A 26,075-nucleotide genomic window follows, 5' to 3' on the forward strand; every position below is an offset into this window, starting at 1 on the left:
GATAAAGCTCATACCGGCTCATTGTCGCAACAAGACTTTCCTTATCGCTGATTGGCCAGGCACGATCATCCTCAGCCTCGCGTCGACCATGTTGCTATCGAAAGAGAACTCGACCGACTTGCCGCGCACCGTGGCTGCGGTCAGCATCGACGAATCAGAACGCTTTTCCTGGCGTCGCGGAAATGGCGTCGTTGACCTGTCCCTACACTCGTTGAACGATCCGTCCAGATTGCAGGTCATCTTCAGAGCGGCATGCGCTGCAGGATGCGCGTACATGGGCATTGGTTTCTTGCGCGTATGATTTGCAGCTTCCGATCGAAGTCCCTTGCGCTTCTCCTAGCCATGAAACGCGACGACCTCCGTTTTCCGAAAAACCCGGCGCGCCCCGATTCGGGTCGCAATGCCGGTAAAGCTCCCGACAACAAGGGCATGCCGCCGGGCCGGGCCTGGCTGCTGTTCGTCTTCATCCTGCTGGCCAATTATTGGCTGATGAAGACCTTCGCACCCGGTCCCGAAGCGCCAGTGACCATTCCCTACACCGTCTTCAAGGCGGAAGTGGACAAGGGCAATGTCACATCGATCTACAGCCAGGGCGCGAATATCGAAGGCCGCTTTGCACAGCCGGTCACCTGGCCGCCGCCGGACCGCGACAAGGGCGCGCGGCTGTCGAAGGAAACGCCGGTCGAGCCGAGCCGTACCTCGCCGACCTTCACCACCACGCTGCCGGCCTTCGTCGGCCCGGGCCTGGAAGGCTTTCTGGTCGACCACAAGGTCGAGATCAGCGCGGTGCCGATACAGGCGGGCAACACCTGGGGCGCGCTGCTGTTCGGCTTTGGTCCCGCAATACTCATCATCGGCTTCTACGTGTGGATGTACCGGCGCGCCTCCTCGGGCGGCGGCATGGGCGGCTCGATCTTCGGCATCGGCAAGAGCAAGGCGCGGCGCTACGACCAAGAGCAGGACTCGCGCGTGACCTTCGACGACGTGGCCGGCATTGATGAAGCGAAGAACGAATTGGTGGAAGTCGTCGATTTCCTGAAGGACCCCGGCAAGTACACCCGCCTGGGCGGCGCCGCGCCCAAGGGCGTGCTGCTGGTCGGCGCGCCGGGTACCGGCAAGACGCTGCTGGCGCGAGCGGTGGCGGGCGAAGCCGGCGTGCCCTTCTTTTCGATGAGCGCGGCCGAGTTCGTCGAGATGATCGTCGGTGTCGGCGCGGCGCGGGTGCGCGACCTGTTCCGCCAGGCGCGCGAGCAGGCGCCGGCGATCATCTTCATCGATGAGCTCGATTCCATCGGCCGCGCGCGCGGCTCGATCGCCATCGGCGGCTCCAGCGAGCAGGAGCAGACGCTGAACCAGATCCTGACCGAGATGGATGGTTTCTCCAGCCGCGAAGGCATCATCGTGCTGGCTGCGACGAACCAGCCCGATGTGCTGGACAAGGCGCTGCTGCGACCGGGCCGCTTCGACCGCCGCGTCGTGGTCAATCTGCCGGACAAGACTGGCCGCGAAGCGATCCTGCGGGTGCATACACGCAAGGTACCGCTCGGCGCCGATGTCAGCCTGGCCGAACTGGCGTCGGCTACGCCAGGCCTGTCGGGCGCGGATCTGAAGAACCTGGTCAACGAGGCGGCGCTGTTGGCGGCGCGACGCGAGGAAAACAATGTCACGCAGAAGGACTTCATGGATGCGCTGGAGAAGATCATGCTCGGTCCCGAGCGCCCCATCCTGCTGTCGGAGACGGACCGCGAGCGCATCGCTTATCACGAAAGCGGCCATGCGATTCTCGGCCTGGTGATGCCGGGCGCCGACCCGGTGCACCGGGTCACGATCGTGCCGCGCGGCCAGGCGCTGGGCGTGACCTACCAGCGCCCGCCATCGGACCGCTACAACTATCCCGAACCGTACCTGCGCGCGCGCATCATCGGCATGCTGGGCGGACGCGTGGCCGAAGAGCTGGTCTACGGCACCCGCACCACGGGAGCGGAAAACGACATTGAGCAGGCCACCAACATCGCGCGCAGCATGGTCACCCGCTGGGGCATGAGCGATGCGCTTGGCATGGTGCAGCTGGCGCCGCGGCAGAATCCCTATCTCGGCACGAGTCTGGGCATGGCGGGCGACAAGCCCTGCAGCGATGAAACGGCGCGGCTGATCGATGTCGAAGTGCAGCGCATCATCGGCGACAGCCATGAGGAGGCGATGAAGTTGCTGTCGCTGCATCGGCGCGAGCTCGATGCGCTGGTCGCAGCGCTGCTCGAGCATGACACGCTGGATGAGCAGGAGATATTGCGTGTGACCGGCCTGCCGCCGGCGCCGCAACTGGAAGGCCGGCCGCTGGGGAGATGAAAGGCGCCGCGCCGGTCAGGCGTGGCGTACGCCCGCATGCAGCCGCAGTCCGAGCGCATGCAGCACTTTGAAGATCGTCGCGAAGCTGGGATTACCCTCTCCGGAAAGCGCCTTGTAGAGACTTTCGCGCCCGAGTCCGGTATCCCTGGCGAGCTGGGTCATGCCCCTGGCGCGGGCAATATCGCCTAACGCCTTCACGATGAGCGTCGCATCGTCGCCGGCTTCTTCCAGGCAGGCTTCAAGGTAGAGCGCCATTTCCTCTTCAGTCTGCAGATGCTCGGCGACATCCCATTTCTTCAACTTGATTGTCATGTCGTTCTTCCTCACGCCAATTGGCGCGCAAGTGACAGCGCCATGCGGATATCCTTTGCCTGCGTCGACTTGTCGCCGCCCGCAAGCAGAATGACGACCTCCTTGCCCCGCTCGATGAAATACACCCGATAGCCTTGTCCGTAATGAATCCGCATTTCCGAAATACCTTCGCCTATCCGTTGGCAATCACCAAAGTTGCCCAGTTCGGCGCGACTGATTCGTACCTTGATGCGGGCCGCGGCGCTCCGGTCGCGCAGCGCCGCAAGCCATTTGTCAAACACATCCGTCGATAAGAAAGTTCTCATCGGGTTTGCGATTGTATATTTTGGGATACAAGCTGGCAAGGCTCAAGGATCGCTGCCGCTACAGGTGATGCAAAACGGGATAGAAGGTTTCGGGGAATACCAGTGAAGCGCATCGCTTATATCGCCGATGCGAAAGAGGCTGGAGGATGTGGCCGCGCTTGCTGGGGACGCCGGTTGCGCTTGCGCGGGCGCCGGTCGCGCGAGCTTCAAGCCGAGCTTCCTTCGTCAGTCCGACCCATGTATCCCAGGCATGGCAGCACTGCGCATCACCCAGCCAGAACACGCGGGCATGGATGCGCAGGGCCTGCTCCGCCCACGCGGTTCAGGGGCTAGCAGCCGCGTGGGCGGAGCAGGCCCTACACCGCCACCGCTTCCTCCCGCGGCATCAGCGTCGCAATCGCCTCATCCACCGTTTCCAGGAAGATGAATTCCAGCTGCGCGCGCGCATCGGGCGGCACGTCGTCGACATCCCTGCGGTTGCGCGCCGGCAGCAGCACGGTGTGGATGCCGGCGCGCAGCGCGGCCAGCACCTTTTCCTTGATGCCGCCCACCGGGAGCACCAGGCCGCGCAGGCTGATCTCGCCCGTCATCGCGCAATCGTGGCGCAGCGCGCGGTTGGCCATCAGCGATGCCAGCGCCGAGAACATCGCCACGCCTGCGCTCGGCCCATCCTTCGGTGTAGCGCCGGCCGGCACATGGATGTGGATGTCGCTGCGCTCGAACAGCGCCGGATCAATGCCCATGCCTTCCGCGCGTGTCTTGAGCAGCGACAAGGCTGCCTGTGCGCTTTCCTTCATCACATCGCCGAGCTGCCCGGTCAGGACCAGCCGTCCGCCGCCCGGCGTGCGCGTGGCTTCGATGAACAGGATGTCGCCACCCACCGGCGTCCACGCCAGCCCGGTGGCTACGCCCGGCACGGCCACGCGCATGGCGACTTCATTCTCGAAACGCGGCGCGCCGAGGATGGCCGCCAGGTCTGCCTCGTCGATCGTCACCCGCTGCGCCGTGCCTTCGGCGATGCGCATGGCCGCATGGCGCAGCGTGTTGCCGATCTCGCGCTCCAGCCCGCGCACGCCGGCTTCGCGGGTATAGCGTTGGACCAGCGCATGCAATGCGGCATCGGTGATCTCGCACTGCTCCGGCTTCAGCCCGTTGGCTTCCATCTGTCGCGCCACCAGGTAGCGCCGCGCGATCTGCACCTTTTCCATCTCGGTGTAGCCGGGCAGCTGGATGATTTCCATGCGATCGCGCAGCGGCCCGGAAATCGTCTCCAGCATGTTGGCGGTGCAGATGAACATCACCTTCGAGAGATCGAAGGGCACGGCGAGATAGTTGTCGCGGAAGCTGGCGTTCTGCTCCGGGTCCAGCACTTCGAGCAGCGCCGCGGCCGGATCGCCGTGCACGCCGGCACCCATCTTGTCGACCTCGTCGAGCATCATCACCGGGTTGTTCGTGCCGGCCTTGCGCAAGCCCTGAATGATGTTGCCCGGCAGCGCGCCGATATAGGTGCGACGATGGCCGCGGATCTCGGATTCGTCATGCACGCCGCCCAGGCTTACGCGCACGAACTTGCGGCCGGTCGCGTGCGCGATGCTCTGTCCGAGCGAGGTCTTGCCCACGCCCGGCGGTCCGGCGAAGCACAGGATCGGGCTCTTGCCCTGCGGATTGAGTTTGCGCACCGCGAGGTATTCGAGGATGCGACGCTTGATCTTTTCCAGGCCGTAATGCTCTTCATCGAGGATGCGGCGCGCATCAGCGATATCGATGCGCTCTTCCGTGGATGCCGACCAGGGCAGCTCGGTCAGCCATTCGAGATAAGTGACCAGCATCGAATAATCGGGCGCGGCCTCGGGCATGCGTTTCAGGCGCTTCAGTTCCTTCTGCGCATGCGCCTTCGCCTCTTCCGGCATGCCAGCCCTTTCCACCGCGCCCTCGATCTGGGCCACCTCGCTCGGCGCGTCTTCCTCGTCGCCGAGCTGCTGCTGTATCGTCTTCAGCTGCTCGCGCAACACTGCTTCGCGCTGGCGTTCGGCAAAGCGATTGCGGGTGCGCTCGTCGATGTCCTGGCTGATGCGCAGCACTTCGAGCCGGTGCGACACCAGCGCCAGCGCCCGGTCCATGCGCTGCTGCAGATCCAGGGTCTGCAGCACTTCCTGCTTTTCGGTCGGCTGCAAATCCATCAGGCCAACGACCCAGTCGGTCAGGGTTTCCGGCGAGGTGATGTTCTGCAGCGATGCGGTCAGCTCGGCCGGCGCCTGCGGCAGCAGCGCCAGGATCTCGGCGGTGCGGCCCTTGAGCTGCAGCATGCGCGCTTCAATATCGGCGCTGCTCTCATGCACCGGCGACAGCCTTTGCGCGCGTGCCACGTTGAACGCATAGCCCGACAGCATCTCGGTGACCATGAAGCGGCCCTCGCCCTGGCAGATGATGTGATGCGCGCCGTCCGGCGTGGTCATGTAGCGCAGGATATTGGCCGTGGTGCCGACCCGGTACAGATCGTCGGGACCGGGATTTTCGGCCGAGGCGTCACGCTGCAGCAGCACACCGACCTGGCGTCCGCTGCGCGCGGCCTGCTGCACTGCGGCCACTGTGCTTTCGCGGCCGACCGTGATAGGCAGCACCAGGCCGGGAAACAGCACCAGGTTGCGGGTGGGAATGATGATCAGCGCATCGTCCGGCAATGCCGGGATTGCCTTGGCGGTGTTAGTGTCGGCCGCGTCGGTTTCCTGGTTCGGGAGATCGTTCGCCATGTCGCTCCTTGCGTCATGCATGCTTTTTCAGGGTAAGGAAGAGACAGCCATCGCTGAGCTCGCGGCGCACGATTTCATACATGCCGGGCCGCAAGTCGATGCGTCGTTCGAATCGCCCGTACGGAATCTCGAGGCGGTGCACCGCTGCCGAGCCCGGCGCGGGAATGGCGCGCTGACCCTGTACCGAAATCGTTCCGCCATCGATGACGACCTTGACCGCATCGGCCGGCACGCCCGGCAACGCGATCACCAGCATCAGCTCGCGCGCGGTTTCATACACATCCACCGGTGGCTCCCATGTCGGTCCGCCAGTTCCCTGCCGCCTGAGCTCGAAGCATTGGCGTCGCATGCTTTCGGCCTGTTCCAGAAGGGCCAGACTTTCGGCCCACATCGATCGGGTCGGATCACGAGAACTCATGCTGCTTCCTTATTAGGTTCGTCGGCCATGCCGGCGCCCGGGCTGCGCCGGGCCAGCGCTTTCACGGCGGCAAGCCGCCGCATGCATGCGCGACGTGGTGCGCAGGATAGAGGCGCGCCGCGCAAAGGAAGTTCCATGTCCGCTGGCATGGCGAAGGAGCGCGCAGGCGCGGCCGCATCACGCGCGTCGGCTCAACCCTGCGTCGATACGCCGCTGCCACTGCGGCGCGTGCGACAGCAGAAGCGCATCGGCGTGGCGCGCGGCAATGAAGGAGAGCGCGACCGGCTTGCCGTCGACCGTGCCGGCTGGAAGCGTCAGCTGCGGCAGGCCTGCATGGCCTGCGATCGCGTTGATGGCCAGCGCCGCCTGATAGAAGGCGGCTCTCTCCTCGCCTGATGCGTTTCTTGGCAGCGCAGTGCGCGGCGTCGTCGGCACGAGTAGCACTGCGCCGGGCGGCAACAGCGCATCGAGTCCGGCGCGCAGCAGCGCGCGCACCGTGGCTTCGCGCTCGATATCGGCTTGCGCAATGTCATCGAGTCCGGCAAAGCGCGGCGCAATCGCGGGGCCGAAACGTGGATGCACGGCATGAATCCATGGCCCAAGCGATTGCCGGATCTCGCCGCCCTGGCATACCGCGTAGCAACGCAGCCAGCGTTCCAGGCCGCCATCGAAGATGTCGACAGGCGCCGCATCGAAATCGCCCGTCAGCCACGCCAGGTGCCGTCGCAGCGGCCCGTCCGCCAGCGCGAAGGCGTCGCGCGCCAGCAAGTAGCGCGGGATCGGCGCCGATGAAGCGGGCCGCGGCAGCAGCGCGGCGGCGACCCGGCCCAATACCGGGACCGACTGCGCGAAGATGCCGATCGTGTCATAACTCGGCGCGAAAGGGAGCACGCCGTCGAGAGAGATGGCGCCATGCGTCGGCCGCAGCGCGGGAACGCCGCAGAACGCGGCCGGCACGCGCACCGAGCCGCCGGTATCGGTGCCGAGCGCGAAGTCGGCCAGGCCGGCGGCGACCGCCACCGCCGAGCCGCTGGAAGATCCGCCCGGCAGGCAATCCGGACAGCGCGGATTGACCGGCGTGCCGTAATGCCAGTTCTCGCCTTCGAGACTGAAGGCCAGTTCATCGGTGATGGTTTTGCCGCACAGCGCGGCACCGGTATCGAGCAGCCGCGCCACCACGTGCGCATGGCGCGCGGCCGGCGCATGGGTGCGCGCCCAGTCGGGATTGCCGCCGCCGGTGACAGAGCCGGCGACATCGATCAGGTCCTTGACCGCAAAGCGCAGTCCGTCCAGCGTTCCGCTGCGCGTCGGCGCGAGATGCATGCGCGGCCCCGGCACGAAGGCACCCCCATCCATGCCGCCGGCATGCTGTGCGCCGCTCGTCATGCGCCGGCGCCATCGAGCGCGGCAAGCACGCGCGCCGAATCGGTAACGAAGCCGAAGCATTTCTTGACGTTCCAGATCGTCGCTTCGGTGCAAAAGGCTGGTGATGTGGTCGCGCAGCAGTCTTCCACGAGCAGGCAGCCGTAGCCGAGGAAATTCGCATCGGTGAGCGAGTGCAGCACGCACTGGTCGGTGTTGACGCCGGCGAACAGGATGGAGCGGATGCCGAGGTTGCGCAGGATGCTGTCGAGCGGCGTATCCCAGAAGCCGCTGATGCGATGCTTGTCCACCAGGATGTCCTGCGGATCGGGACGCAGCTCATCGACGATGGCCGCGGCCCAGGAATCCTTCTGCAGCACTGCGGCGCCGCTGCCTGCAAGCGGATCGCCGAGGCCGATGCCTTCGCCATGCGGCTTGTACAGGTGAATCTGGTTTGGCGGCATGTTGGCCAGGTCGGGACGATTGCCCCAGTTCACCCAGATCACCGGTACGCCCGCCGCACGCAGTGCCGGCAGCAAGCCCTGCAACGGTGCAATCGGCGCACGATCCGGGGTCGGATCGCCACCAATCTGGTGAACCCATCCATCGGTGGTGCAAAAATCGTTCTGCATATCGATGACGACGATGGCGGTCTGGCGCAGGTTCAGCCGCACCGCTTGCGGCTCGCACGCGATGGTGGCGATGCGCGGTGCGGGCGGCGGCACGCTCATGTCCACGGTGTCGCGGTCGGCGCGCCAGCGATTCGCGGGACTGGCGCCCAGCATGCCCTCGCGGCTTTTGAGCAGGGGCGGCGTCGGATAAGTCATGTCGGTTCCTTGTTGTTGTAGGCATGGGCGAAGCGCGGGGAAGGCGGGCGCCGGCCATGCGTGCCGCGGCTCATGATGTGGTCGCATGGCCGATGGCACCGAACTTGCATCGCATGCTGCCGCAACCCGTTTCACCCTCTTCCAATAATGCAAAAGGAGTGCCAGATGCTGAGAACATGGAACCGCCGCCGCGCGGTCAAATCGCTTGCCACCGCTACCGCCGCCTTGGCCACTTGCGCCTTCGCCGCGGCGCCGTTTGCGCATGCCGAAGACCCGCTGAAGGTCGGCATCCTGATCCCGGGATCCAAGTCGGACAAGGGTTGGATGGAATCCGGTTATGACGGCCTGGTCGCCGCCGAGAAGCAGCAGGGCGGCAAGATCAAGGTGCAGATGATCGAGAACATCAACTATGCGGACATGGAGCAGGCGCTGACCAACCTGGCATCGAAGAACAGCCTCGTCATCGGCGTGGGCGGGCAGACGCAGGCGGCGGTGTACAAGATCGCCAAGCGCTTCCCGAAGGTCAAGTTCTCCATCGTCGGCGGCAACCAGGGCGAATCGGCGCCGAACGTTGCGGGCTATGACGTCAAGCAGGCCGAGATCGCCTTTGTCGCCGGCGCGGCCGCGGCCATGCTGTCGAAGAATGGCGCGGTCAGCTATGTCGGCGGCATGGAGATTCCATCGATCGTCAATGCCGGCAAGGAGTTCGGCAACGGCGCGCGCTACATCAATCCCAACATCAAGTACGTCGAGAACTACACCGGCGATTTCGACAACGTCGCCAAGTCCAAGGAAGCCACGCTGGCCGCGATCGCGCAGGGCGCCGATGTGCATTACCACATCCTGAACCTTGGCCTGCGCGGCATGGAGCAGGCCGCCAAGGAAAAGGGCACGCACATCATCGGCAGCTACACCGACCGCTGCGGCAGCGATCCGCTGTACGTGGCCTACAGCATTACCGGCGTGGGCTATCAGGTGCGCTATGCCATTTCGCAGGCGGTGACCGGCGAATGGAAGCCAGGCTACAAGGCCTTCGGCCTGGCCATGGGACCGGAATCCTCGGACATGAAAATCTGCAACGCCACGCCGGACCAGGTGAAAAAGCTCGAGCAGATCAAGAAGGAAATCATGGAGCGCAAGATCAAGGTGCTCGAGGGCTGATGATGACAAGCGCCGCATCCGCCCCGATCGCCGAACCTGCACAGGCTGCGCAGCATGCGATCGGCGAACCCTGGCTCGCGCTGGCCGGCGTCGGCAAGCGCTTCGGCGCGATGCAGGCGCTTGCCAACGTCGACCTGACGATACGCGCCGGCGAAATCCAGTGCCTGCTCGGTGAGAACGGCGCCGGCAAATCCACGCTGTGCAATGTGATCTTCGGCGTGCATGCGCCCAGCGAAGGCCGGATGACGCTCGATGGCGCGCCGTACCGGCCACAGGGGCCAGCCGATGCGCTGGGCAGCGGCATCGCGATGGTGCACCAGCATTTCAGCCTGGTGCCGGACATGACGGCGCTGGACAACCTGCTGCTGGGCCAGGCGCGCGGCATGCTGCGCCGGCGCGAGCAAGCCGAACGCATCACGCAACTGTCGCAGCGCTATGGCTTGTCGGTCGACCTCCATGCGCGCATCGATGCGCTTTCGGTCGGCGAGCGGCAGCGCGTGGAAATCATCAAGTGCCTGATGCGCGCGCCGCGCCTCCTGGTGCTCGACGAGCCGACCGCGGTGCTCCTGCCCGACGAGATCGCGGCCTTGCTCGCGGTGTGCCGCGAGGTGGCGCGCCAGGGATGCAGCGTGCTGCTGGTGACGCACAAGCTGGCCGAGATCCGGCAGGTCGCCGATCGCGTCACGGTGCTGCGCGGCGGCATGGTGGTGGCGCAATCGCAGCAGCCCGCCAGCGACATGGAGCGCCTGGTGCGGGCGATGGTGTGGCGTGAAGGCGCCGATACAGCCGTAGTTGGGACAGCCGCGCCGGCAAAGGCGCCACCGCTGGCGCGACCGCGTCGCGCCAGCGAGGAAGTGCTGCAGATAGACGGGCTGTCCGTCATCGATGCGCAGGGCGTCACGCGCCTGGACAACTTCACGCATACGCTGTACCGCGGCGAGATCGTTGGCGTTGCCGGCGTCGAGGGCAATGGTCAAAGCGAGCTTGCCGCCGCGCTGTCCGGCATGACACGCCCGACGGCAGGCCGCTTCTTTGTGCGCGGCCAGGCAATGCAGGGGCGGCCGCCGCGCGAGATCACGCGCGCCGGCGTCGGCATCGTGCCCGAGGACCGGCATGCGCATGGCTGCATCAACGGCCTGTCGGTCGCGGAAAACCTGTTCCTGAATCGCTTCGAGCAATTCACCCGCTGGGGACGCGTCGACCGGCGCGCGATGGCTGCGCGTGCGCGCGAGCTGATGGCGCGCTACGACGTGCGCGCCGCCAGCGAGGCGGTCGCCTTCGGCGGCCTGTCCGGCGGCAACCAGCAGAAGGCGGTGATGGCGCGCGAGCTGACGCTGCCCGGCCTGGTGGCGCTGATTGCGGCGCAGCCTACGCGCGGCCTGGATGTCGGCGCGGTCGAAGCGGTGTATGGCCATATCCGGCGCGCGCGCGACGAAGGCGTCGGCGTGCTCTTGATCTCTTCCGAACTCGACGAATTGCTGAGCGTCGCCGATCGCATCCTGGTGCTGTACCGCGGGCGCATCGTCGGCGTATGCCCGTCCGGATTCGAACAACGCGAGCGCATCGGCGCACTGATGGCAGGACAACAGGCATGAATCTTCGCTTTTCCCCCAAACTCGTTTTGCCCGCGCCGCCGCTGGCCGCCGCGCCGATTCTGCTGCCCTGCGCGGCGGCCGCGATCGCGCTGGCGATTGGCATCGCGCTCATTGCCGCCACCGGCGCGAACGTGAGCGAAGCGCTGGCGGCCTTCGCTGACGGCGCCTGGGGCTCGCCGTATGCGATCGCCGCTTCGATCAACCGTGCGCTGGTGTTCGCGCTGATCGGGCTCGGCTTCGTGCTGGCCGACCGCGCCCGGCTGACCAATGTCGGCGGCGAAGGCCAGATCGCCGTCGGCGGCATCGTCGCCACCGCGGTCTGCCTGTATGGCCATGTCGCGGCCCTGCCCTTCGGCCTGTCTTTCCTGCTGCCGCTGGCCGCAGCCAGCGCCGCCGGCGCGCTGTGGGGCGCGCTGCCGGGCCTGCTGAAAGCCAGGGCCGGCACCAATGAAGTGATCAGCACGCTGATGCTGTCCTTCATCGGCATCTGGCTCCTGTACTGGAGCGTGCAGTCCGAGGCGCTGCTGCGCCAGCCGATGACCAATTCCGGCACCCTGCCCGAATCGCTGGAAATACCGGCGTCGACGAAGCTGCCCTTCTTCTTCGGCGACGATGCCATGCCGCTGCACATCGGCCTGCCGATAGGCATCGTGCTGGCGATCGCCATCGCCTGGCTGCTCTCGCGCAGCCTGTTCGGTATCCATCTGCGCTCGGTCGGCCTGAATCCGCAGGCCGCGGCCCAGGCCGGCATGCCGATCACGCGCAGCATCGTGCTGGCGATGACGCTGGCCGGCGCGCTCGGCGGCCTGGCCGGCGGCATCATGCTGCAGGGCGACCAGACCGTGCTCAAGGCCGGCTTTTCATCGGGCTACGGCTTCGATGGCCTGGTGGTAGGCCTGCTGGCGCGCGGCTCGGTGCCCGGCGTGCTCGCGGGCGCCCTGCTGTTCGGCTTCCTGCGCTCGGGCGGCATCAACATGGAGATGGTCGCATCGGTGCCTTCGGCGCTGGTGCTGGTGGTCCAGGGCATCATCATTCTCACGCTGGCCGGCATGCATCTCCGGTCACGCGGCACGACGGGAGCCAAGGCATGACAGCGGAAATGGTCGCAGTATTCATCGGTTCGTCGATCCGCTTTGCCGCGCCGCTTCTGCTCGGCGCCACCGGCGAACTGGTCAGCCAGCGCGCGGGCGTGTTGAACATGAGCCTGGAAGGCATGATGCTGACCGGCGCCTTCGCCGGCGCGGTCGGCTCGTGGGCCAGCGGCAATCCGCTTCTCGGGCTGCTGTGCGGCGTGCTCGCGGTGATTCCGCTCGCCTTGCTGCAGGCGTTTCTCAGCATCCGGCTGCGGGCGAACCAGATCGTCACCGGCATCGGCATCAATATCCTGGCGCTGGGCGCAACCACGCTGGCTTACCGTGAGCTCTTCGGCAGCCGCTCGGACGCGGCGATCCCGGGGCTGTCCAAGTGGGCGCCGCCGCTGCTGCGCGACATCCCGTTGGTGGGGACGATGGTGTTCGAGCAGGTCTGGCTGCTTTACGCGGGCCTGGCCGTTATCGGGCTCACCGCCTTCGTGCTGCAGCGCACCGCGCTCGGACTCGCCCTGCATGCGAGCGGCGCGCAGCCGCGCGCGGCAGACAGCTGCGGCCTGTCCGTCACCGCGCTGCGCTATGGCGCGGTCGTGTTCGCGGGTGTGATGGCCGCCGTCGCCGGCTGCTTCATCTCGATCGGCGACATCCACACCTTCACCGAAGGCATGACCAACGGCGCCGGCTACCTGGCGATCGCCGCCATCATCTTCGGCAACTGGAAGCTCGGCCGCATGCTCGGCGCCTGCCTGCTGTTCGGCGCGGCGACGGCGCTGCAGTTCTTCCTGCCCAGCGTCGGCGTGAACGTGCCGAGCGCACTCCTGATCATGCTGCCCTACGTGCTGGCGCTGCTCGCGGTGGCCGGGCTGATGGGCCGGCAAACCGCGCCGGCGGCGCTGGCCCAGCCTTACAGCCGGGCATGAGATCCCAATTTTTCAACAAGGAAGCGAGGCGAAACGATGACTTGGGAAGACCACGCCAGGGAGAGGGAGGCGTATGTCGGCGCGGCGCTGGCGCTGCACGGCTATGCCGCCGATGAAGCGCTGCGCCAGCGCGTGACGGCGCAGTTTGCGCGCATCGCGGACATCGCCGCCAGCTTTCTCGACGCCGATCTGCCGCTGGACGCGGAACCGGCCGCGCTGTTTCAGCCATGATGCGCGCCAGTGACATTGCGCGGGCCGTCGCCGACGGCAGCCTGTTGGCGGTCGATGCGCTGCGCGCGAGCATGGAGCGCATCGAGCGGCTCGATCCGGCGTTGAACTGCTTCACCTCCCTGACGGAGGAGCGCGCCTGGCGCGAAGCGGCCGAGATCGATGCGCGGCGCGCGCGCGGCGAAGCCTTGCCGCCTTTGGCCGGCGTGCCCTACGCGGTGAAGAATCTGTTCGACATCGAAGGGGAAGTCACGCTCGCCGGCGGCGCGGTCAACCGCGGCAATGCGCCGGCCGCGCGCGACGCGGTGCTCGTCGAGCGCATGCGCGCAGCCGGGGCGGTGCTGGTCGGCGCGCTGAACATGGATGAGCATGCCTACGGCTTCACCACCGAGAACAGCCATTTCGGTCCGACCCGCAATCCGCGCGATACCACGCGCAGCGCCGGCGGTTCTTCAGGCGGCTCGGCCGCGGCGGTGGCGGCCGGGATGGTGCCGATCAGCCTTGGGTCGGATACGAACGGCTCGATCCGCGTGCCCGCATCGCTGTGTGGCATCTTCGGCCTGAAACCCACCTTCGGCCGACTGCCGCGCGCCGGCAGCTTTCCCTTCGTGCACAGCCTCGATCACCTCGGACCCTTCGCTGCGAATGCGCAGGATCTGTCGCTCGCGTATGACGCACTGCTCGATGCGCCGCGCTCTTCCCGCATCGAACAGGGCATCGCGCACGGACTGCGCGTGGCTGTGCTCGGCGGCTGGTTCGAAGAGTGGGCATCGGGCGCTGCATGCGAGGCGGTCGCGCAAGTGAGTCACGCGCTCGGCGCCACACGCAAGCTCAGGCTCGCCGGCGCCGAGAAGGCGCGTGCCGCAGCCTTCGTCATCACCGGGGCGGAGGGCGGCGCGCTGCATCGTCGCCGGCTGATCGAGCGCTACGACGAATACGAGCCGCTGTCGCGCGACCGCCTGATTGCCGGCAGCCTGATCCCGGCCGGCTGGGTCGCCCAGGCGCAGCGGGTGCGGCGCATGGTCTACGAAGAAGCGCTGGATCTGTTCGAGGACATCGATCTCCTGATCGCGCCGGCCACGCCCGTGCCGGCCACGCCGCTGGGCAGCGAGGAGATGGAAATCAATGGCAGGCGTGTGCCGACGCGCGCCAGCATGGGTTTGCTCACGCAGCCGATTTCCTGCATCGGCCTGCCGGTGTGCGCAGTGCCGGTATGGCCCGCACAGGCGGGCGGCCTGCCGGTCGGCGTGCAATTGATCGCCCCGCCATGGCGCGAGGATGTCTGCCTGGCCGCTGCCCGCGTGCTGGAAGCGGCGGGCTTGTGCGCCGCGCCGCCACACCCCAACCCGCATCGCCAAACTGACGAACCCTTTCCACTTTCCCACCATGCCTGAGATCAACCGCCCTGATGTGCTGGCCGAGGTAAGGTCGGCCTTCGAGCGCTATGAAACCGCCCTTGTCTCCAACGATGTCGCGGTGCTGGACGAATTGTTCTGGAATTCGCCGCACACCCTGCGCTACGGCGCCACCGAGAACCTGTACGGCTATGACGCGATCCGCGCCTTCCGCGCGAACCGTCCCGCTGCCGGCCTCGAGCGCACGATACGGCGCGTGGTCATCACCAGCTATGGCGATGCGATGGCGACAGCGAACATGGAATTCGTGCGCGGTGGCAGCCAACGCATCGGGCGCCAGAGCCAGACCTGGATGAAGACGGACGCCGGCTGGCGCGTGGTTGCCGCGCATGTGAGCCTGCTCGATGCGGGCGCGAAATGAGCCGCTGAGGAAGGGAAAGCCGATGAAGAATCTCTTGCGCGTGCAGGCCCAGCCCTATGCGTATGCACTGCGGCCGGAAACGGCTGCGCTGGTGATGATCGACATGCAGCGCGACTTCATCGAGCCCGGCGGTTTCGGCGAAGCGCTGGGCAACGATGTATCGACGCTGGCGGCTATCGTGCCGGCCGCGGCGGCGCTGCTCGACATCGCGCGTGCCCTGGGCATGCTGATCGTGCACACCCGGGAATCGCATCTTCCCGACTTGTCCGACTGTCCGCCGTCCAAGCGCGCGCGCGGCAATCCAGGGCTGCGCATCGGTGATCCAGGGCCAATGGGCCGGATCCTGGTGCGCGGCGAATACGGCAACGCGATCATCCCGGCGCTTGCGCCGCTGCCTGGGGAAATCCTGATCGACAAGCCCGGCAAGGGCGCGTTCCATGCGACGCCGCTGCAGCAGGAGCTGCAACGGCGCGGAGTGACGCATTTGATTTTCGCTGGCGTGACCACCGAAGTCTGCGTGCAGACCTCGATGCGCGAGGCCAATGACAGGGGTTACGAATGCCTGCTGATCGAGGATGCAACGGCAAGCTACTTCCCCGAGTTCAAGGAGGCCACGCTGGCGATGATCCGCGCGCAGGGCGGCATTGTTGGATGGACTGCGACGCTGGAGGCGCTGCGCGAGGCGGCGGGATCGCGAGCAGTCTGACCGGGTCCACTCCGCCCGGCTCCGCGCCCTGCCCCGGCCAGGTCAGCGCATGGGGATCGGCTTCAAGCCTCATGTGCGCCGGTTTGCGGCTTGCCGCGCAGTTTTCCTCTTAGCCTGGTGATGCCCGCTCCAGTCTTTTCCACGCCCTTGCGTACCCCTTTTTCGGTAGCGGCGGCGGCGCGCTCGATGCCGCGACCGACATGACGAACGCCTCGTTCAACGCCTTCGCCCGTCTTTTCCGCGCCATGGCGTATGCCTTCGCCGGTCTTGCGGGCCAGTCGCCCCACCTTTCCTTCGGTATCGGCCGCCATGCCGGCCGGCGCGTGCACGACGAGCAGCAAGACGATGCCGGCTGCTAGCGCCTTCGCCGGCGCATTGCGATGTGACTTCATGGAGTGCGGGTTGGAGAGCAGTGGAAAGGCGCATTGTAGTCGAGCCTTGCAGAGGGAAACGGCACAGCGATACCTCGGGAATACCCCGAGCCGCGCACCCGCAGAGATAGCGGTTTCCTTGCGCATTGCCGTCATGGCGCGCACTGAAGGTCGATATCGTTTGCCCGGTGTGCGGCCTATCGAGGAGAAAGACTGTGAAAGCATGGAAGAAGACTTTACTCGGCAGCATTCTGCTGTGCGCCTCGCTGGCGGTGTGCGGCGGGGCCGCGGCGCAGACGGTCGCCGCGCCGCCGGCCGGCACGGCTAGCGCCACGCCGGACAATGCGGTGCTACTGACGGTGTTCCTGAAGCATGACCAGTCGCGCCCGCTGGGCGAGCTCAATGCGCAGTTGAAGCGCCAGGGCTTTTACCAGGCGTTTCCGCCGCAGGGCATGGAGGTCGTCAGCTGGTATGTGGCGATGGGCATTGGACAGGTCGTCACGCTACGTTTGCCGGCCACTCGCGTGCGCGAGGTCAATCGGGTGCTGGAAGATACGGCCTGGGGCGTATATCAGACCGAATTCTTCCTGAGCTATGACTACAAGACCGTCGGCCTGGCCGAACACGAGAAGGCGAAATGAAGCGCGGCTGAGCCGATTTCACGTCAGCGCACGAAGAACTCCTGTTTCAGGAAATCTTCGAGGCCGGCATTGTCTTCCCTGCGCGCCGACAGCATCACCACGCGGCCAAGACGATGTGAGTCCCAGCTGAAGTCGCCGGATTCATGCTTGCGAATGATCTCGATCATCTTGCGCACGATGGCCGTTTCCACGTCGCCGTTGGCTCCGGCGTCGACTTCGACCAGCTCGCGCGCGGCGGCGCGGCTGTCGTTGTCCCAGCCGCGGAACAGGAACTCGGCGTTGCGCACGCCCATGCGCGTGATATGAAAAATCCCGCCGTCGGATTTGCGGCCGCGCGCCTGGGCGACGCTGAAGGCAACGTTCGCGCGCGCCACGTCGTCTCCCTGCGGCTTGCTGTCCGTGGCGTTCGACGACGCACCCGGCGACGGTATGCCGGCGGCGCGGCGGCGCTCGCGCGCCGCAGCGACCATTTCCGACATGTCAGCGGGCGGGGCTGAACCTGGGGCCGCTGGCGCAGCGGGTGCACTCGGTGCCGCCATCGACGGCGCAGTCGATGGCGCACGGCGCGGCTCGGCGCGCCTGGCCAGGGGGACGCGCGGCGGCGCGGCGCGTTCCGGCGGCGTGGGCGTGCGCGGCGCGACGCGCTTCTTCGCGGCTGGCGGAGAGGGCCGTGCCTCAGGCTCACGCGTTGCAAGGGGCGGCACCGGGCTCGCTGCAGGCGGCGCAGTCTTTGGTCCCAGCGGCTGCCGGTTCAGCTGCACGACCAGCGGCCCATGACTCTCGGTGCCCGCACTTTGCGGTTGCGGCGTCATGTGCGATCGGAAGAATAGAAACAGCAGCACATGCAGCAGCAGCGACATGCCGATGCCGGCGGCAATGCGGATGCGAATACGGGTGCGATGTTGTTGGGAAGGACTGGACTGCTTCATCGAAAAAGGCGTTGGCGGGCTGCAAGCCATGAAAAGGCCGGTGCAGTATGACATGGTCGGCTTGCCCGCGTTCCGGCGGCGACGCAAGTGTAACGTCCGCCCTCCCATTGCAGCCATTTCCCTGCGCGCATGTCCTTGGGCTTGCGCCGTTTCGTGTACCTGCACAGCGCGGCCCGCTATGCTTTGCGCTCGCCGGCGCACCCGCAGCAAGCCACACGTCCAGCGAAAAGGAAGGGAGAAAGCAAGAGCAATGCATATCCATGTCGGCACCAGCGGCTACCTGTACCGCCACTGGAACAATGGCGTGTTTTATCCGCGCGGCGTGAAGGACAGGCTGGCCTATGCGATGCAGCGCATGAGCGCGATCGAAATCAATTCCAGCTTCTACCGCATTCCGCCGCCGGATACGGTCGCTGCCTGGACCGACAGCGTTCCGGCGGGGCACCGCATCGTGCTCAAGGCGCCGCAGTCGGTGTCGCACCGGCGCCGCCTGAAGCTGCACAGCGAAGGCGGCGTGCGGCAGGGAGCGGATCTGTTGAACTACTTCATCGAAGGCGTATTGCGCATCCCGGCCGACAAGCGCGGCCCGGTGCTGCTGCAACTGCCTGGCGCAATGAGCATCGACCTGGCGCGCCTGGAGCCAGTGCTGGCAATGTTCAACGCGCATGACGTACGGGTGGCGCTGGAAATCCGGCATCCTTCCTGGTTCGTCGCGGCCACGCTGTCGCTACTGGAGCGCCATGGCGCCGCGCTGGTGGCATCCGACTGGCCCGAGTTCAGCACGCCGCTGGTGGCGACCTGCGATTTCCTTTACCTGCGTCGCCACGGACCCGGCGCGCTGTATGCCAGCAACTACGACGATGAGGCGCTGCTGGCCGACCTCGCGCTGCTGCGTGGTCAGTCCGCTCGCGACGCCTATGTCTTCTTCAACAACGATATCCACGCTTATGCGCCGCGCAATGCGATGCGCATGATCGAACTGGCGACCAGTTCATGACAGGCCAGCTTCCGCAGGCGCGGCAGCACCATGCCTGCGCGCGAGACGTTTCGGAACACGGGCAAAAGTAAGCGTTTGCAACATTTCTCTTCGGCAACTAAATCACTCGCTACACTCCCCGGGCTTTTTACAGGACGTTCAACGGCACGCGTCACAGCGCGCATCGCCGAGCGCAACACAAACCAATTGCAAAAGGGAGACACCTCATGAAACCCACATATCTCGCAGCCTTGCTGGGCGCCATCGCGTCGGCTGCCCTGCTTGCGGCTTGCGGCGGCGGCGGTGGCGGGGATTCGACGGGCAGCACGAGCGGCAACGGTACGCTCGGTGTATCGCTGACGGACGCGCCTTCCTGCGGCTATGACGCCGTCAATGTCACGGTGACGAAGGTGCGCGTGCACCAGAGCGCAAGTGCCTCCGACACCGATGCCGGCTGGACCGATATCACCCTGAACCCGGCACGCAAGATCAACCTGCTGAGCCTGTCCAACGGCGTGTTGTCGGCGCTCGGCGAGACGCCGCTGGCGCCGGGCCACTACACGCAGTTGCGCCTGGTGCTGGGTGCAAATTCGAACAATGTCATGGCCAACAGCGTGATCAGGACCGGCAGCACGACCGAGATCGCGCTGGACACGCCTAGCGCAGTGCAAAGCGGCATCAAGCTGGGCCATGCCTTCGATGTGGTCGCCGGTCAGCGCGTGGACCTGGTGCTGGACTTCGATGCGTGCACATCGATCGTCGCGCGCGGCAACAAGACGCTGGCGCTGAAGCCCGTCGTCAAGGTCGTGCCGACCGCAGTGAACGGCATCGACGGTTTCGTCAATCCCGCCCTGGCCGGCAGCCATGTGGAAGTGTCGGCGCAACAGAACGGGCAGATCGTTGCCAGCACCGCGCCGGACGCGAGCACCGGCGAATTCTTCCTGTCGCGCCTGGCGCCGGGCAGCTATGACGTGGTGATCACGGCCGATGGCAAGGCAGCGACGGTGATCGCCTCGGTGCCTGTAGCGAGCACGACCGCCACCGTCGCAGTATCGACGAAGGCAGCGCCGATCGATCCCGCGAGCGCCGCGACGCCGGCGCGTGACATCGGCGGCACCGTGACGCTGTCGCCGGCGGGAGCATCGGACACCGCGTACGTGGCCGCGCAGCAGACGCTGGCTTCGGGCATGCCGGTCACGATCCGCTATCGCTCGACCGACCTGGCGCCCGCCACCTATGCATTGACGGGCTTGCCGACGGTGCCGCCGCAAGTGGCGCAATACAGCGCGACACTGCCGCTGTCCTTCGCCGCGCAGCCTACGGTGTCGCCCGGCGTTGGCAAATACGCGGTGCAGGCCTCGGCTTCCGGCTATACCGCGAAAAGCGTCGGGCCGGTGGATCTGACAAGCGCCAGCCAGTCCGGCGTGAACCTCACCCTCTTGCCCTGAGCATGCGCATCGCAGGCATCAGCGCATGAACGAAGGGCCGCTTTGCGGCCCTTTTCCATTACCCGGCGTTGCGACAGCGCCGCATCACATCCACGAGTACCGCGTTCCCACCCACACCGCGCGTGGCACGCCATAGCCGCGGAATTGCTCGGCCAGCGGATTGTCCGGATCGAAGCTTCTACCCGGACCGGTGAATACGTTCTGCCCCAGCACGCCGAAGTTCGCGTACTGCCGGTTGAACAGGTTCGACACGCGGGCGAATACGTCCCAGCCCTTCTTCACGGTGTAGCGGGTGTCGAGGTTGATCACCGCATAGCCCGGCAGCTTGCCGCGGCTGTCGGCATTGTTCTCATCGCCGCGCGCATGGATGCCCGACACGGCCACGATGTTGGCGCCGGCTTCCCATTGCGGCGTGATGTCGTAGTCCAGCCGCAGCTTGAAGCTGTGCTGCGGTATGCCTGGAATGCGGTTGCCGCTGTTGACCTGGATCTCGCCGTTCGTGTCAGCGCTGCTGTTGGACGGGCTGCTTTCGGCGAACGAGGTCTGGTAGGTCGCATCGATGAAGCTGTAGTGCGCAGTGATGCCGAGCGGACCGAACTTGCGGCCGGCCGACAGTTCCAGGCCCTGGCGGCGAGTCTTGCCGACATTCTGGAAGTAGCCGGCGTTGCTGCTGACGCCGCCGCTGCTGACGAAGGCGATGTCGTCATCGAGCTCGGTGCGGTAGATTGCGGCGCTCCATGCGAAGCCGTCATTGCCCTTGCCGCGCGCGCCAAGTTCGATCGTGCGCGCGATCACCTTGTTGAGCGGCGGATCGGACAGGAAGCTGTTGGGCAGCTTGCATGGCGCAGTCGGATCGGCGCAGGTGAGTTCGATGGCGGTCGGCGCGCGCATGCCTTCGTTGTAGGTGGCATAGGCGGTCAAGGCCTTGCTCGGGTTCCAGTTCACGCCGACGGCTGGCGAAAAGCGCGAGAAGCTATGGTCGCCATTGAGCTCGGGCGCTTCGCCGCTGCGGTCGCGGATATGGATCTTGGCGACGTTGTAGCGGCCGGACAGCGTCAGTGCCCATTGCGGTGTAAGCGACAAGGTGTTCGTGGCGAACAGTCCGTAATAGCGGCTGCCGGTTCTGGCGTTGGTGATGCTGGCGAAGTCGCCCAGCGCTTCGGTGCCGCGGTCGGCGGTGAACGCGGCCGGCTGGCTGTTCTGGGTGTAGCGGGCATTGCCGAGATCGGCGCTGCCGCCGATGACGAACTGATTCTTGCGGCCGGCAATGTCGCCCAGCAGCGTCAGTTGCAGGCCCAGGCCAGCGCTGTCCTGGTCGATCGACGAAGCGTCGTTGAAGGCTTGCGGGCCGCCGTCGTCGGCATGGTCATTGACGTTGCTGGCGAAGCTGTTGTTGCGGTAGTGGCGGTAGTAGACGTTCCCGCCTAGCAGCACCTGGTCGTTCAGGAAGTGGCTGCCCTTGGCCGACAGGAACATCAGCTTGTTGTCATTGCGGTCCGGGTAGGTATAGGCCTGGCGGATGTTGTCGGAGAACGATGCCGGCAGCGCCTGCGTGCCCTGCAGCCGGTTGTCCGCGGCGGTGAGGCTGACATCAAAGTCGGTGTCGGCGGTCTGGTAACCCACCTTGCCGAAGAACTGCTGGATGCGGCTCGGATTGTGATCCGCCCAGCCGTGGTCGTCGGCGAAATTCCCGGTGAGGAAGTAGTCGAGATTGCCGGACTTGCCGCCCTTTTCGAATTCGACTGCTTTACGGCCGAAGGAGCCGCCGGAGAGTTGCACCGAGCCGCCCGGATAGGCGCTGCCGCTCTTGGTATAGACCGCGAGCGCGCCACCCAGGGTATTGAGACCATACGCGGGATTCGATCCCGGGATCAATTGCATGCTGGCGATGGCGGACTGCGGCAGCAGGTCCCAGTTCACGGTGTCGCCGAAAGGCTCGTTGATGCGCACGCCATCCTGGAATACCGACAGGCCCTGTGGCACGCCCAGGAGCGGCGAGGCGGTGAAGCCACGGAAATTGACGTCCGGCTGATACGGATTTCCCTGCGCCGCATTGACCGTGACGCTGTTGGCGTTTGTCTCCAGATGCTCGGCCACGCTGTTGTGATGCTGGCGCTCGAGCTTGTCGCTGGTGATGATCTGCACGTTGGCCGGCACATCCTGTATCGGCGTACCCAGGCCGGGCAGCAGCGTGGTGCCGATGACTTCCACCGTTGGCAGCTCCAGCGCTTCGGCGGGATTGACGGTCTGGGCTTGCGCCGTGCCGAAGCAGGCAAATGCGCTGGCCAGTGCGGCTCGCAATGCATGGCGTCGATGCGCACGCGCGATCGGCTGACTCATGTGTCTCCTCTTTTCCTCGTCGGGATGTTTTCGGGAAAGCGCATCTTACCGCAGCGCCATCGTTCTAAAAGTTGGTATTTTCCTACAGGAAACCAGGCTTATGAAAAAATATAACGATCGGATGGAATAATGGCTCGCGCTGCGCGTTTACCGTGTGCGCTTCCCGCGTGCAGTACCCACCACCATGAAAGGAAAGACCATGCGTATCGCCGCCCTCTCCACCCTCGCTTCCTTCGCCCTTGCCGCCGCCCTCGCCGGTTGCGCTGCGTCATCGGGCATGATGTCGTCGGCGCCGGCCAGGATGGAAAACAATGCTCTCGTCGGTCCGAAAGGCATGACGCTCTACACCTTCGACAAGGATGCCAACGGCAAGAGCATGTGCAATGGCAAGTGCGCCGAGAACTGGCCGCCGCTCATGGCGACCGGCCCGGTTTCTGGCGATTACAGCGTCATCACCCGCGATGACGGCGGCAAGCAGGTCGCCTACAAGGGCAAGCCGCTCTACTACTGGGCCAAGGACCAGAAGCCGGGCGACATGACCGGCGACGGCTTCAACAATGTCTGGCGCGTGGCGCGGTAAGCGCGTCGAGCAGCGATGAGCCCGCGCGCCGCCTTGTCCGGCTGCCTTCGATGAACGAGATCCTCGAGCATCTGCCGCGGCTGCGGCGCTATGCCCGCGCGCTGACCGGCGATCGCGCCGCGGCCGACGACCTGGTGCAGGACACCGTCGAGCGGGCGTTGTCGCGCTGGATGCTGTTTCGGCGCGGCTCGCATCTCGATGCCTGGCTGATGACAGTGATGCACAACCTGTACATGAGCCAGATGCGCCGGGCAGCGGCGCGCGGCGCCATGCCGCTGCAGGACCTCGACTTCGAGCCGGCCGCGCCGGCCAGCGGCGAATCCGCGCTCGATCTGCGCGACCTGGAACGCGCGCTCGCGCTGCTGCCGCTGGAGCAGCGTGAAACTCTGCTCCTGGTCAGCCTCGAAGAGTTTTCCTATGAACAGACCGCGGCGATTCTCGGCGTGCCGGTGGGCACCGTGATGTCGCGGCTCGCCCGCGCGCGAGCGCGGCTGCGCGCATTGCTGCGTGGCGAGCCTGCGCAGGGGCCTGCGCTGAAGGTGGTGAAATGACGCGTCCGCTCGAATCCGAACTGCACGCCCTGATCGATAACCAGTTGACTGACGCGCGCGCAACGCAGGTGCGTGCATGGCTGGATGCGCATCCGGAAGAGGCGCAGCGCTTGCGCGACTGGCAGGCCCAGCGCGAAGCCTTGCATGCCCTGTTCGATGCGACATTGGAAGAGACGCCGCCGATACGGTTGCAGCGCAGCGCCATGGCAAAACCATGGTGGCGGCAGCGGCTGCCGCGCATTGCGGCGGCCGTGCTCTGGCTGGCTCTGGGCGGGGTCGCCGGTTTCATGGCGCGCGGCCCGCTTTCCGCGGCGAGCGCGCCCGATGTCGCCGCGACGCTGCCGCGCCAGGCCGCGATCGCGCATGTGGTCTATGCGCCGGAAGTGCGCCATCCGGTGGAAGTCGGCGCGGATCAGGAAGCGCATCTGGTGCAATGGTTGTCCAAGCGGCTCGGCGCCAAGCTGGCGATACCGGACTTGAGCCGCGAAGGTTTTGCCCTCGTGGGCGGGCGGCTTCTGGCGGCGGATGATGGTCCGGCGGCGCAATTCATGTACCAGGATGCGCAAGGCAACCGGCTCACGCTGTATGTGCGCCACGATGGCGCGGATGCCGGCACCGCATTCCGCTATGCCGTGGAAGATGGCGTCGGCGTGTTTTACTGGGTCGACGGCGCCTTCGGCTATGCGCTGTCGGGCAAGATCCCGCGCGAGCGCATGCTGGCGGCGGCGCAGGCGTCGTATCGGCAGCTTGCCGGGCATTGAAGTCATGCTCCGCATGTCCGGTCCGTTCTACAGCAGGTCTTCGATCGGCAGCACCGACAGCAGGCGGATCCAGGTGCGCCGCAGCCAGCCCGTCTCCGGCTCGTTATGCCAGATGCGTTCGCCGTCGCCGCTGCGCTCGATCCACTCCAGGCCGCCGTCGCTTGCCAGACGCACTTCATAGGCATCGTCGGGCACGCGCTCATCGAAGATGCCCGACAGTCTGGCGGCGAGCACAGGGCTTTCCAGCACCACGCCCATCTCGGTGTTGAGCCGGGCCGAGCGCGGGTCGAAGTTGAAGGAGCCGACAAAGACGCGCAGGCGATCCAGCGCGAACGTCTTCGCATGCAACGAGGAGGCCGAGCTGCCGCCGGATCCGTAAGGGTGCCCTTCTCCCCTCTCCTCTTTCTCCGCCCTTTCCTGCCTTCGCGCCGGCTTGGTCAGGACCGGCTTTAACTCGTACAGCGTCACGCCGCCGGCAAGCAGGGCCTTGCGATATTTGCGATACCCCGCATGCACCGCGGCCACATCGGTTGCGGCCAGCGCATTCGTCAGGATCCTCACGCGCACGCCGGCGGCCGACAGCGCCGTCAGCGAGCGCGTGCCCTCTTCGCCCGGCACGAAATACGGCGACACCAGGTCGAGCTCGTGCCGCGGCTTGCCCATTGCCTCCAGCAATTGCGGCAGCAAATGGCCATCGGCGCGGTCTTCCCGCGCCACGACCTTGGACGGATCGTCGTAGAAGATGCGCGCCGTGGTCCATTCCAGCGGCAGGCTGTGCGACAAGAGTTGCCGCATCAGTGTCGTCTCACGCACTTCGCGCAGATACTGCTGCGCCGGCGCTTCGTGCGCGAGCGCAGCCCAGGCCTGCAGCATCTGCGCGGCTTGCGTCGCATCGGCCGGCGCAATGAAGCGCTCGGCCGGATAGGCTGACTCGCAGTTCCAGTACAGGTCGAATTCGCCCGAGGTCTGGCGCACGGCGGGACCGGCGAGCGCAACGTCGAGGTCGACGAATTCGGTGCCCGGGCCGGCACTGAAATATTCGTTGCCGATGTTGCGACCGCCGACGATGGCGACCTGGTTGTCGGCGATGAAGGCCTTGTTGTGCATGCGCCGGTTGATGCGGGTGAAATCGCCGGCAATGTCGGCAATGCGCAGGCCACGGTTCGCATACGGATTGAACAGCCTGACCTGGATGTTCGGATGCGATTGAAGCGCGGCCAGTGCGGCGTCAAGCCCGCCCGTCACATTGTCGTCGAGCAGCAGCCGCACCCGCACGCCGCGCTCGGCGGCTTTCCACAGCGCTTCAAACATCAGTTGGCCGGCAGTGTCCGGTCGCCAGATGTAGTACTGCAAGTCCAGGCTTTTCTGCGCGGCCTCGATCAAGGCCATGCGCAGCGCGAAGGCTTCGCGTCCGTCCGAGAGCGCATAAACGCCATCCTGCCCCGGATGGGCTTCGGCACGCTGGGCGATGGCTTGCCCGAGCCGGGTCGCCGCGGTGTCTTCGAGCGCGTGCGACGGCGTGCGCGCGTTATTGGGCGGCAGGCCCGCACAGCCTGCGAGCAGCGCAAACAGGGCGATGCCGGCAAAAAGCCGTCTCGCTGCGTTGACCATGCCTGCCGGCATGGGCCATGAAGCTTCCTGGTGCATGTGGGCGCCTGGATCAATGGATTGCCGAGAGTATTCC

The 26,075-nt window shown here is 66.0% G+C and carries 25 protein-coding genes; 15 read left to right on the forward strand and 10 right to left on the reverse strand.

Annotation, left to right across the window (positions count from 1 at the left end; all coding sequences use genetic code 11):
* Positions 1 to 342 precede the first annotated feature (342 nt).
* Positions 343 to 2,346 (forward strand): ATP-dependent zinc metalloprotease FtsH, encoded by a 2,004-nt coding sequence (ftsH, locus tag JJB74_RS11215; protein WP_234484110.1) that lies wholly within the window; start codon positions 343 to 345, stop codon positions 2,344 to 2,346.
* Between the two features lie 15 nt (positions 2,347 to 2,361).
* Here the strand turns inward: ftsH and JJB74_RS11220 are convergent, their stop codons facing one another.
* The 6 genes from JJB74_RS11220 to JJB74_RS11245 all read right to left on the reverse strand — a co-directional run bounded on the left by JJB74_RS11220 (position 2,362) and on the right by JJB74_RS11245 (position 8,320).
* Positions 2,362 to 2,658, reverse strand: a complete 297-nt coding sequence (locus JJB74_RS11220; RefSeq protein ID WP_200591963.1) for an addiction module antidote protein — start codon at positions 2,656 to 2,658, stop codon at positions 2,362 to 2,364.
* A gap of 11 nt (positions 2,659 to 2,669) precedes the next feature.
* Positions 2,670 to 2,963, reverse strand: a complete 294-nt coding sequence (locus tag JJB74_RS11225; RefSeq protein ID WP_200591964.1) for a type II toxin-antitoxin system RelE/ParE family toxin — start codon at positions 2,961 to 2,963, stop codon at positions 2,670 to 2,672.
* A gap of 356 nt (positions 2,964 to 3,319) precedes the next feature.
* Positions 3,320 to 5,713: an endopeptidase La gene (lon, locus tag JJB74_RS11230; RefSeq protein ID WP_200591965.1), complete on the reverse strand. Its 2,394-nt coding sequence runs from the start codon at positions 5,711 to 5,713 to the stop codon at positions 3,320 to 3,322.
* 13 nt (positions 5,714 to 5,726) lie between these two features.
* On the reverse strand, positions 5,727 to 6,131 hold the full coding sequence (locus tag JJB74_RS11235) for an Hsp20/alpha crystallin family protein (RefSeq protein ID WP_200591966.1): 405 nt from the start codon (positions 6,129 to 6,131) through the stop codon (positions 5,727 to 5,729).
* Positions 6,132 to 6,308: 177 nt separating this feature from the next.
* Positions 6,309 to 7,517: an amidase gene (locus JJB74_RS11240; RefSeq protein ID WP_234484111.1), complete on the reverse strand. Its 1,209-nt coding sequence runs from the start codon at positions 7,515 to 7,517 to the stop codon at positions 6,309 to 6,311.
* The gene (locus JJB74_RS11245; RefSeq protein WP_200591967.1) at positions 7,514 to 8,320 is read right to left on the reverse strand and encodes a cysteine hydrolase family protein; all 807 of its coding nucleotides are present in this window, start codon (positions 8,318 to 8,320) and stop codon (positions 7,514 to 7,516) included. Before JJB74_RS11245 ends, JJB74_RS11240 begins: the two co-directional genes overlap by 4 nt.
* Positions 8,321 to 8,485: 165 nt before the next feature.
* Here JJB74_RS11245 and JJB74_RS11250 point away from each other — a divergent pair, with 165 nt between their 5' ends.
* Genes JJB74_RS11250 through JJB74_RS11285 form a run of 8 tightly spaced genes read left to right on the forward strand, consistent with a single transcriptional unit; the run spans position 8,486 to position 15,794 of the window.
* A complete protein-coding gene (locus tag JJB74_RS11250) occupies positions 8,486 to 9,481 on the forward strand; it encodes a BMP family protein (RefSeq protein WP_200591968.1) in 996 nt (331 codons plus the stop codon).
* A complete protein-coding gene (locus JJB74_RS11255; protein WP_200591969.1) occupies positions 9,481 to 11,076 on the forward strand; it encodes an ABC transporter ATP-binding protein in 1,596 nt (531 codons plus the stop codon). Before JJB74_RS11250 ends, JJB74_RS11255 begins: the two co-directional genes overlap by 1 nt.
* Positions 11,073 to 12,167, forward strand: a complete 1,095-nt coding sequence (locus JJB74_RS11260; protein WP_200591970.1) for an ABC transporter permease — start codon at positions 11,073 to 11,075, stop codon at positions 12,165 to 12,167. Before JJB74_RS11255 ends, JJB74_RS11260 begins: the two co-directional genes overlap by 4 nt.
* The gene (locus tag JJB74_RS11265) at positions 12,164 to 13,084 is read left to right on the forward strand and encodes an ABC transporter permease (protein ID WP_200591971.1); all 921 of its coding nucleotides are present in this window, start codon (positions 12,164 to 12,166) and stop codon (positions 13,082 to 13,084) included. Before JJB74_RS11260 ends, JJB74_RS11265 begins: the two co-directional genes overlap by 4 nt.
* Before the next feature lie 36 nt (positions 13,085 to 13,120).
* A complete protein-coding gene (locus tag JJB74_RS11270) occupies positions 13,121 to 13,315 on the forward strand; it encodes an AtzG-like protein (protein WP_200591972.1) in 195 nt (64 codons plus the stop codon).
* A complete protein-coding gene (locus tag JJB74_RS11275) occupies positions 13,312 to 14,706 on the forward strand; it encodes an AtzE family amidohydrolase (RefSeq protein ID WP_200591973.1) in 1,395 nt (464 codons plus the stop codon). The genes JJB74_RS11270 and JJB74_RS11275 overlap by 4 nt, the downstream gene beginning before the upstream one ends.
* Positions 14,699 to 15,088 (forward strand): oxalurate catabolism protein HpxZ, encoded by a 390-nt coding sequence (gene hpxZ / locus JJB74_RS11280; RefSeq protein ID WP_200591974.1) that lies wholly within the window; start codon positions 14,699 to 14,701, stop codon positions 15,086 to 15,088. Before JJB74_RS11275 ends, hpxZ begins: the two co-directional genes overlap by 8 nt.
* A 22-nt stretch (positions 15,089 to 15,110) precedes the next feature.
* Positions 15,111 to 15,794: a cysteine hydrolase family protein gene (locus tag JJB74_RS11285; RefSeq protein WP_200591975.1), complete on the forward strand. Its 684-nt coding sequence runs from the start codon at positions 15,111 to 15,113 to the stop codon at positions 15,792 to 15,794.
* A 62-nt stretch (positions 15,795 to 15,856) separates the two neighbouring features.
* Here JJB74_RS11285 and JJB74_RS11290 read toward each other — a convergent pair whose 3' ends face one another.
* Positions 15,857 to 16,186, reverse strand: a complete 330-nt coding sequence (locus tag JJB74_RS11290) for a hypothetical protein (protein ID WP_200591976.1) — start codon at positions 16,184 to 16,186, stop codon at positions 15,857 to 15,859.
* Between the two features lie 230 nt (positions 16,187 to 16,416).
* Here JJB74_RS11290 and JJB74_RS11295 point away from each other — a divergent pair, with 230 nt between their 5' ends.
* A complete protein-coding gene (locus tag JJB74_RS11295) occupies positions 16,417 to 16,806 on the forward strand; it encodes a hypothetical protein (protein WP_407672338.1) in 390 nt (129 codons plus the stop codon).
* Between the two features lie 23 nt (positions 16,807 to 16,829).
* On the opposite strand, the gene JJB74_RS11300 is transcribed toward JJB74_RS11295, so the two are convergent.
* Entirely contained in the window at positions 16,830 to 17,735 is a 906-nt protein-coding gene (locus tag JJB74_RS11300; RefSeq protein ID WP_234484112.1) for a hypothetical protein, read from the reverse strand.
* Positions 17,736 to 17,985: 250 nt separating this feature from the next.
* Between JJB74_RS11300 and JJB74_RS11305 the strand changes: the two genes are divergently transcribed.
* Both JJB74_RS11305 and JJB74_RS11310 read left to right on the forward strand, forming a co-directional pair.
* Positions 17,986 to 18,732 carry a DUF72 domain-containing protein gene (locus JJB74_RS11305; protein ID WP_200591978.1) on the forward strand — a complete coding sequence of 249 codons (747 nt, stop codon included), beginning with the start codon at positions 17,986 to 17,988 and terminating at the stop codon, positions 18,730 to 18,732.
* 206 nt (positions 18,733 to 18,938) lie between these two features.
* Entirely contained in the window at positions 18,939 to 20,159 is a 1,221-nt protein-coding gene (locus tag JJB74_RS11310) for a DUF4382 domain-containing protein (protein ID WP_200591979.1), read from the forward strand.
* Between the two features lie 84 nt (positions 20,160 to 20,243).
* On the opposite strand, the gene JJB74_RS11315 is transcribed toward JJB74_RS11310, so the two are convergent.
* Positions 20,244 to 22,499, reverse strand: coding sequence for a TonB-dependent receptor (locus JJB74_RS11315; protein ID WP_200591980.1), 2,256 nt, complete (start codon positions 22,497 to 22,499; stop codon positions 20,244 to 20,246).
* Between the two features lie 199 nt (positions 22,500 to 22,698).
* On the opposite strand from JJB74_RS11315, the gene JJB74_RS11320 reads away from it, so the two are divergent.
* The 3 genes from JJB74_RS11320 to JJB74_RS11330 are packed head-to-tail and all read left to right on the forward strand — an operon-like array spanning position 22,699 to position 24,391.
* Positions 22,699 to 23,079: a COG4315 family predicted lipoprotein gene (locus tag JJB74_RS11320; protein ID WP_200591981.1), complete on the forward strand. Its 381-nt coding sequence runs from the start codon at positions 22,699 to 22,701 to the stop codon at positions 23,077 to 23,079.
* Positions 23,080 to 23,129: 50 nt separating this feature from the next.
* Positions 23,130 to 23,630, forward strand: a complete 501-nt coding sequence (locus JJB74_RS11325) for a sigma-70 family RNA polymerase sigma factor (RefSeq protein ID WP_200591982.1) — start codon at positions 23,130 to 23,132, stop codon at positions 23,628 to 23,630.
* Entirely contained in the window at positions 23,627 to 24,391 is a 765-nt protein-coding gene (locus tag JJB74_RS11330) for an anti-sigma factor family protein (protein WP_200591983.1), read from the forward strand. Before JJB74_RS11325 ends, JJB74_RS11330 begins: the two co-directional genes overlap by 4 nt.
* A gap of 27 nt (positions 24,392 to 24,418) precedes the next feature.
* Here the strand turns inward: JJB74_RS11330 and JJB74_RS11335 are convergent, their stop codons facing one another.
* Positions 24,419 to 26,038: a phospholipase D family protein gene (locus JJB74_RS11335; protein WP_234484113.1), complete on the reverse strand. Its 1,620-nt coding sequence runs from the start codon at positions 26,036 to 26,038 to the stop codon at positions 24,419 to 24,421.
* Between the last annotated feature and the right edge of the window lie 37 nt (positions 26,039 to 26,075).

This window comes from Noviherbaspirillum pedocola (assembly GCF_016632335.1).
Lineage (GTDB): Bacteria > Pseudomonadota > Gammaproteobacteria > Burkholderiales > Burkholderiaceae_D > Noviherbaspirillum_A > Noviherbaspirillum_A pedocola.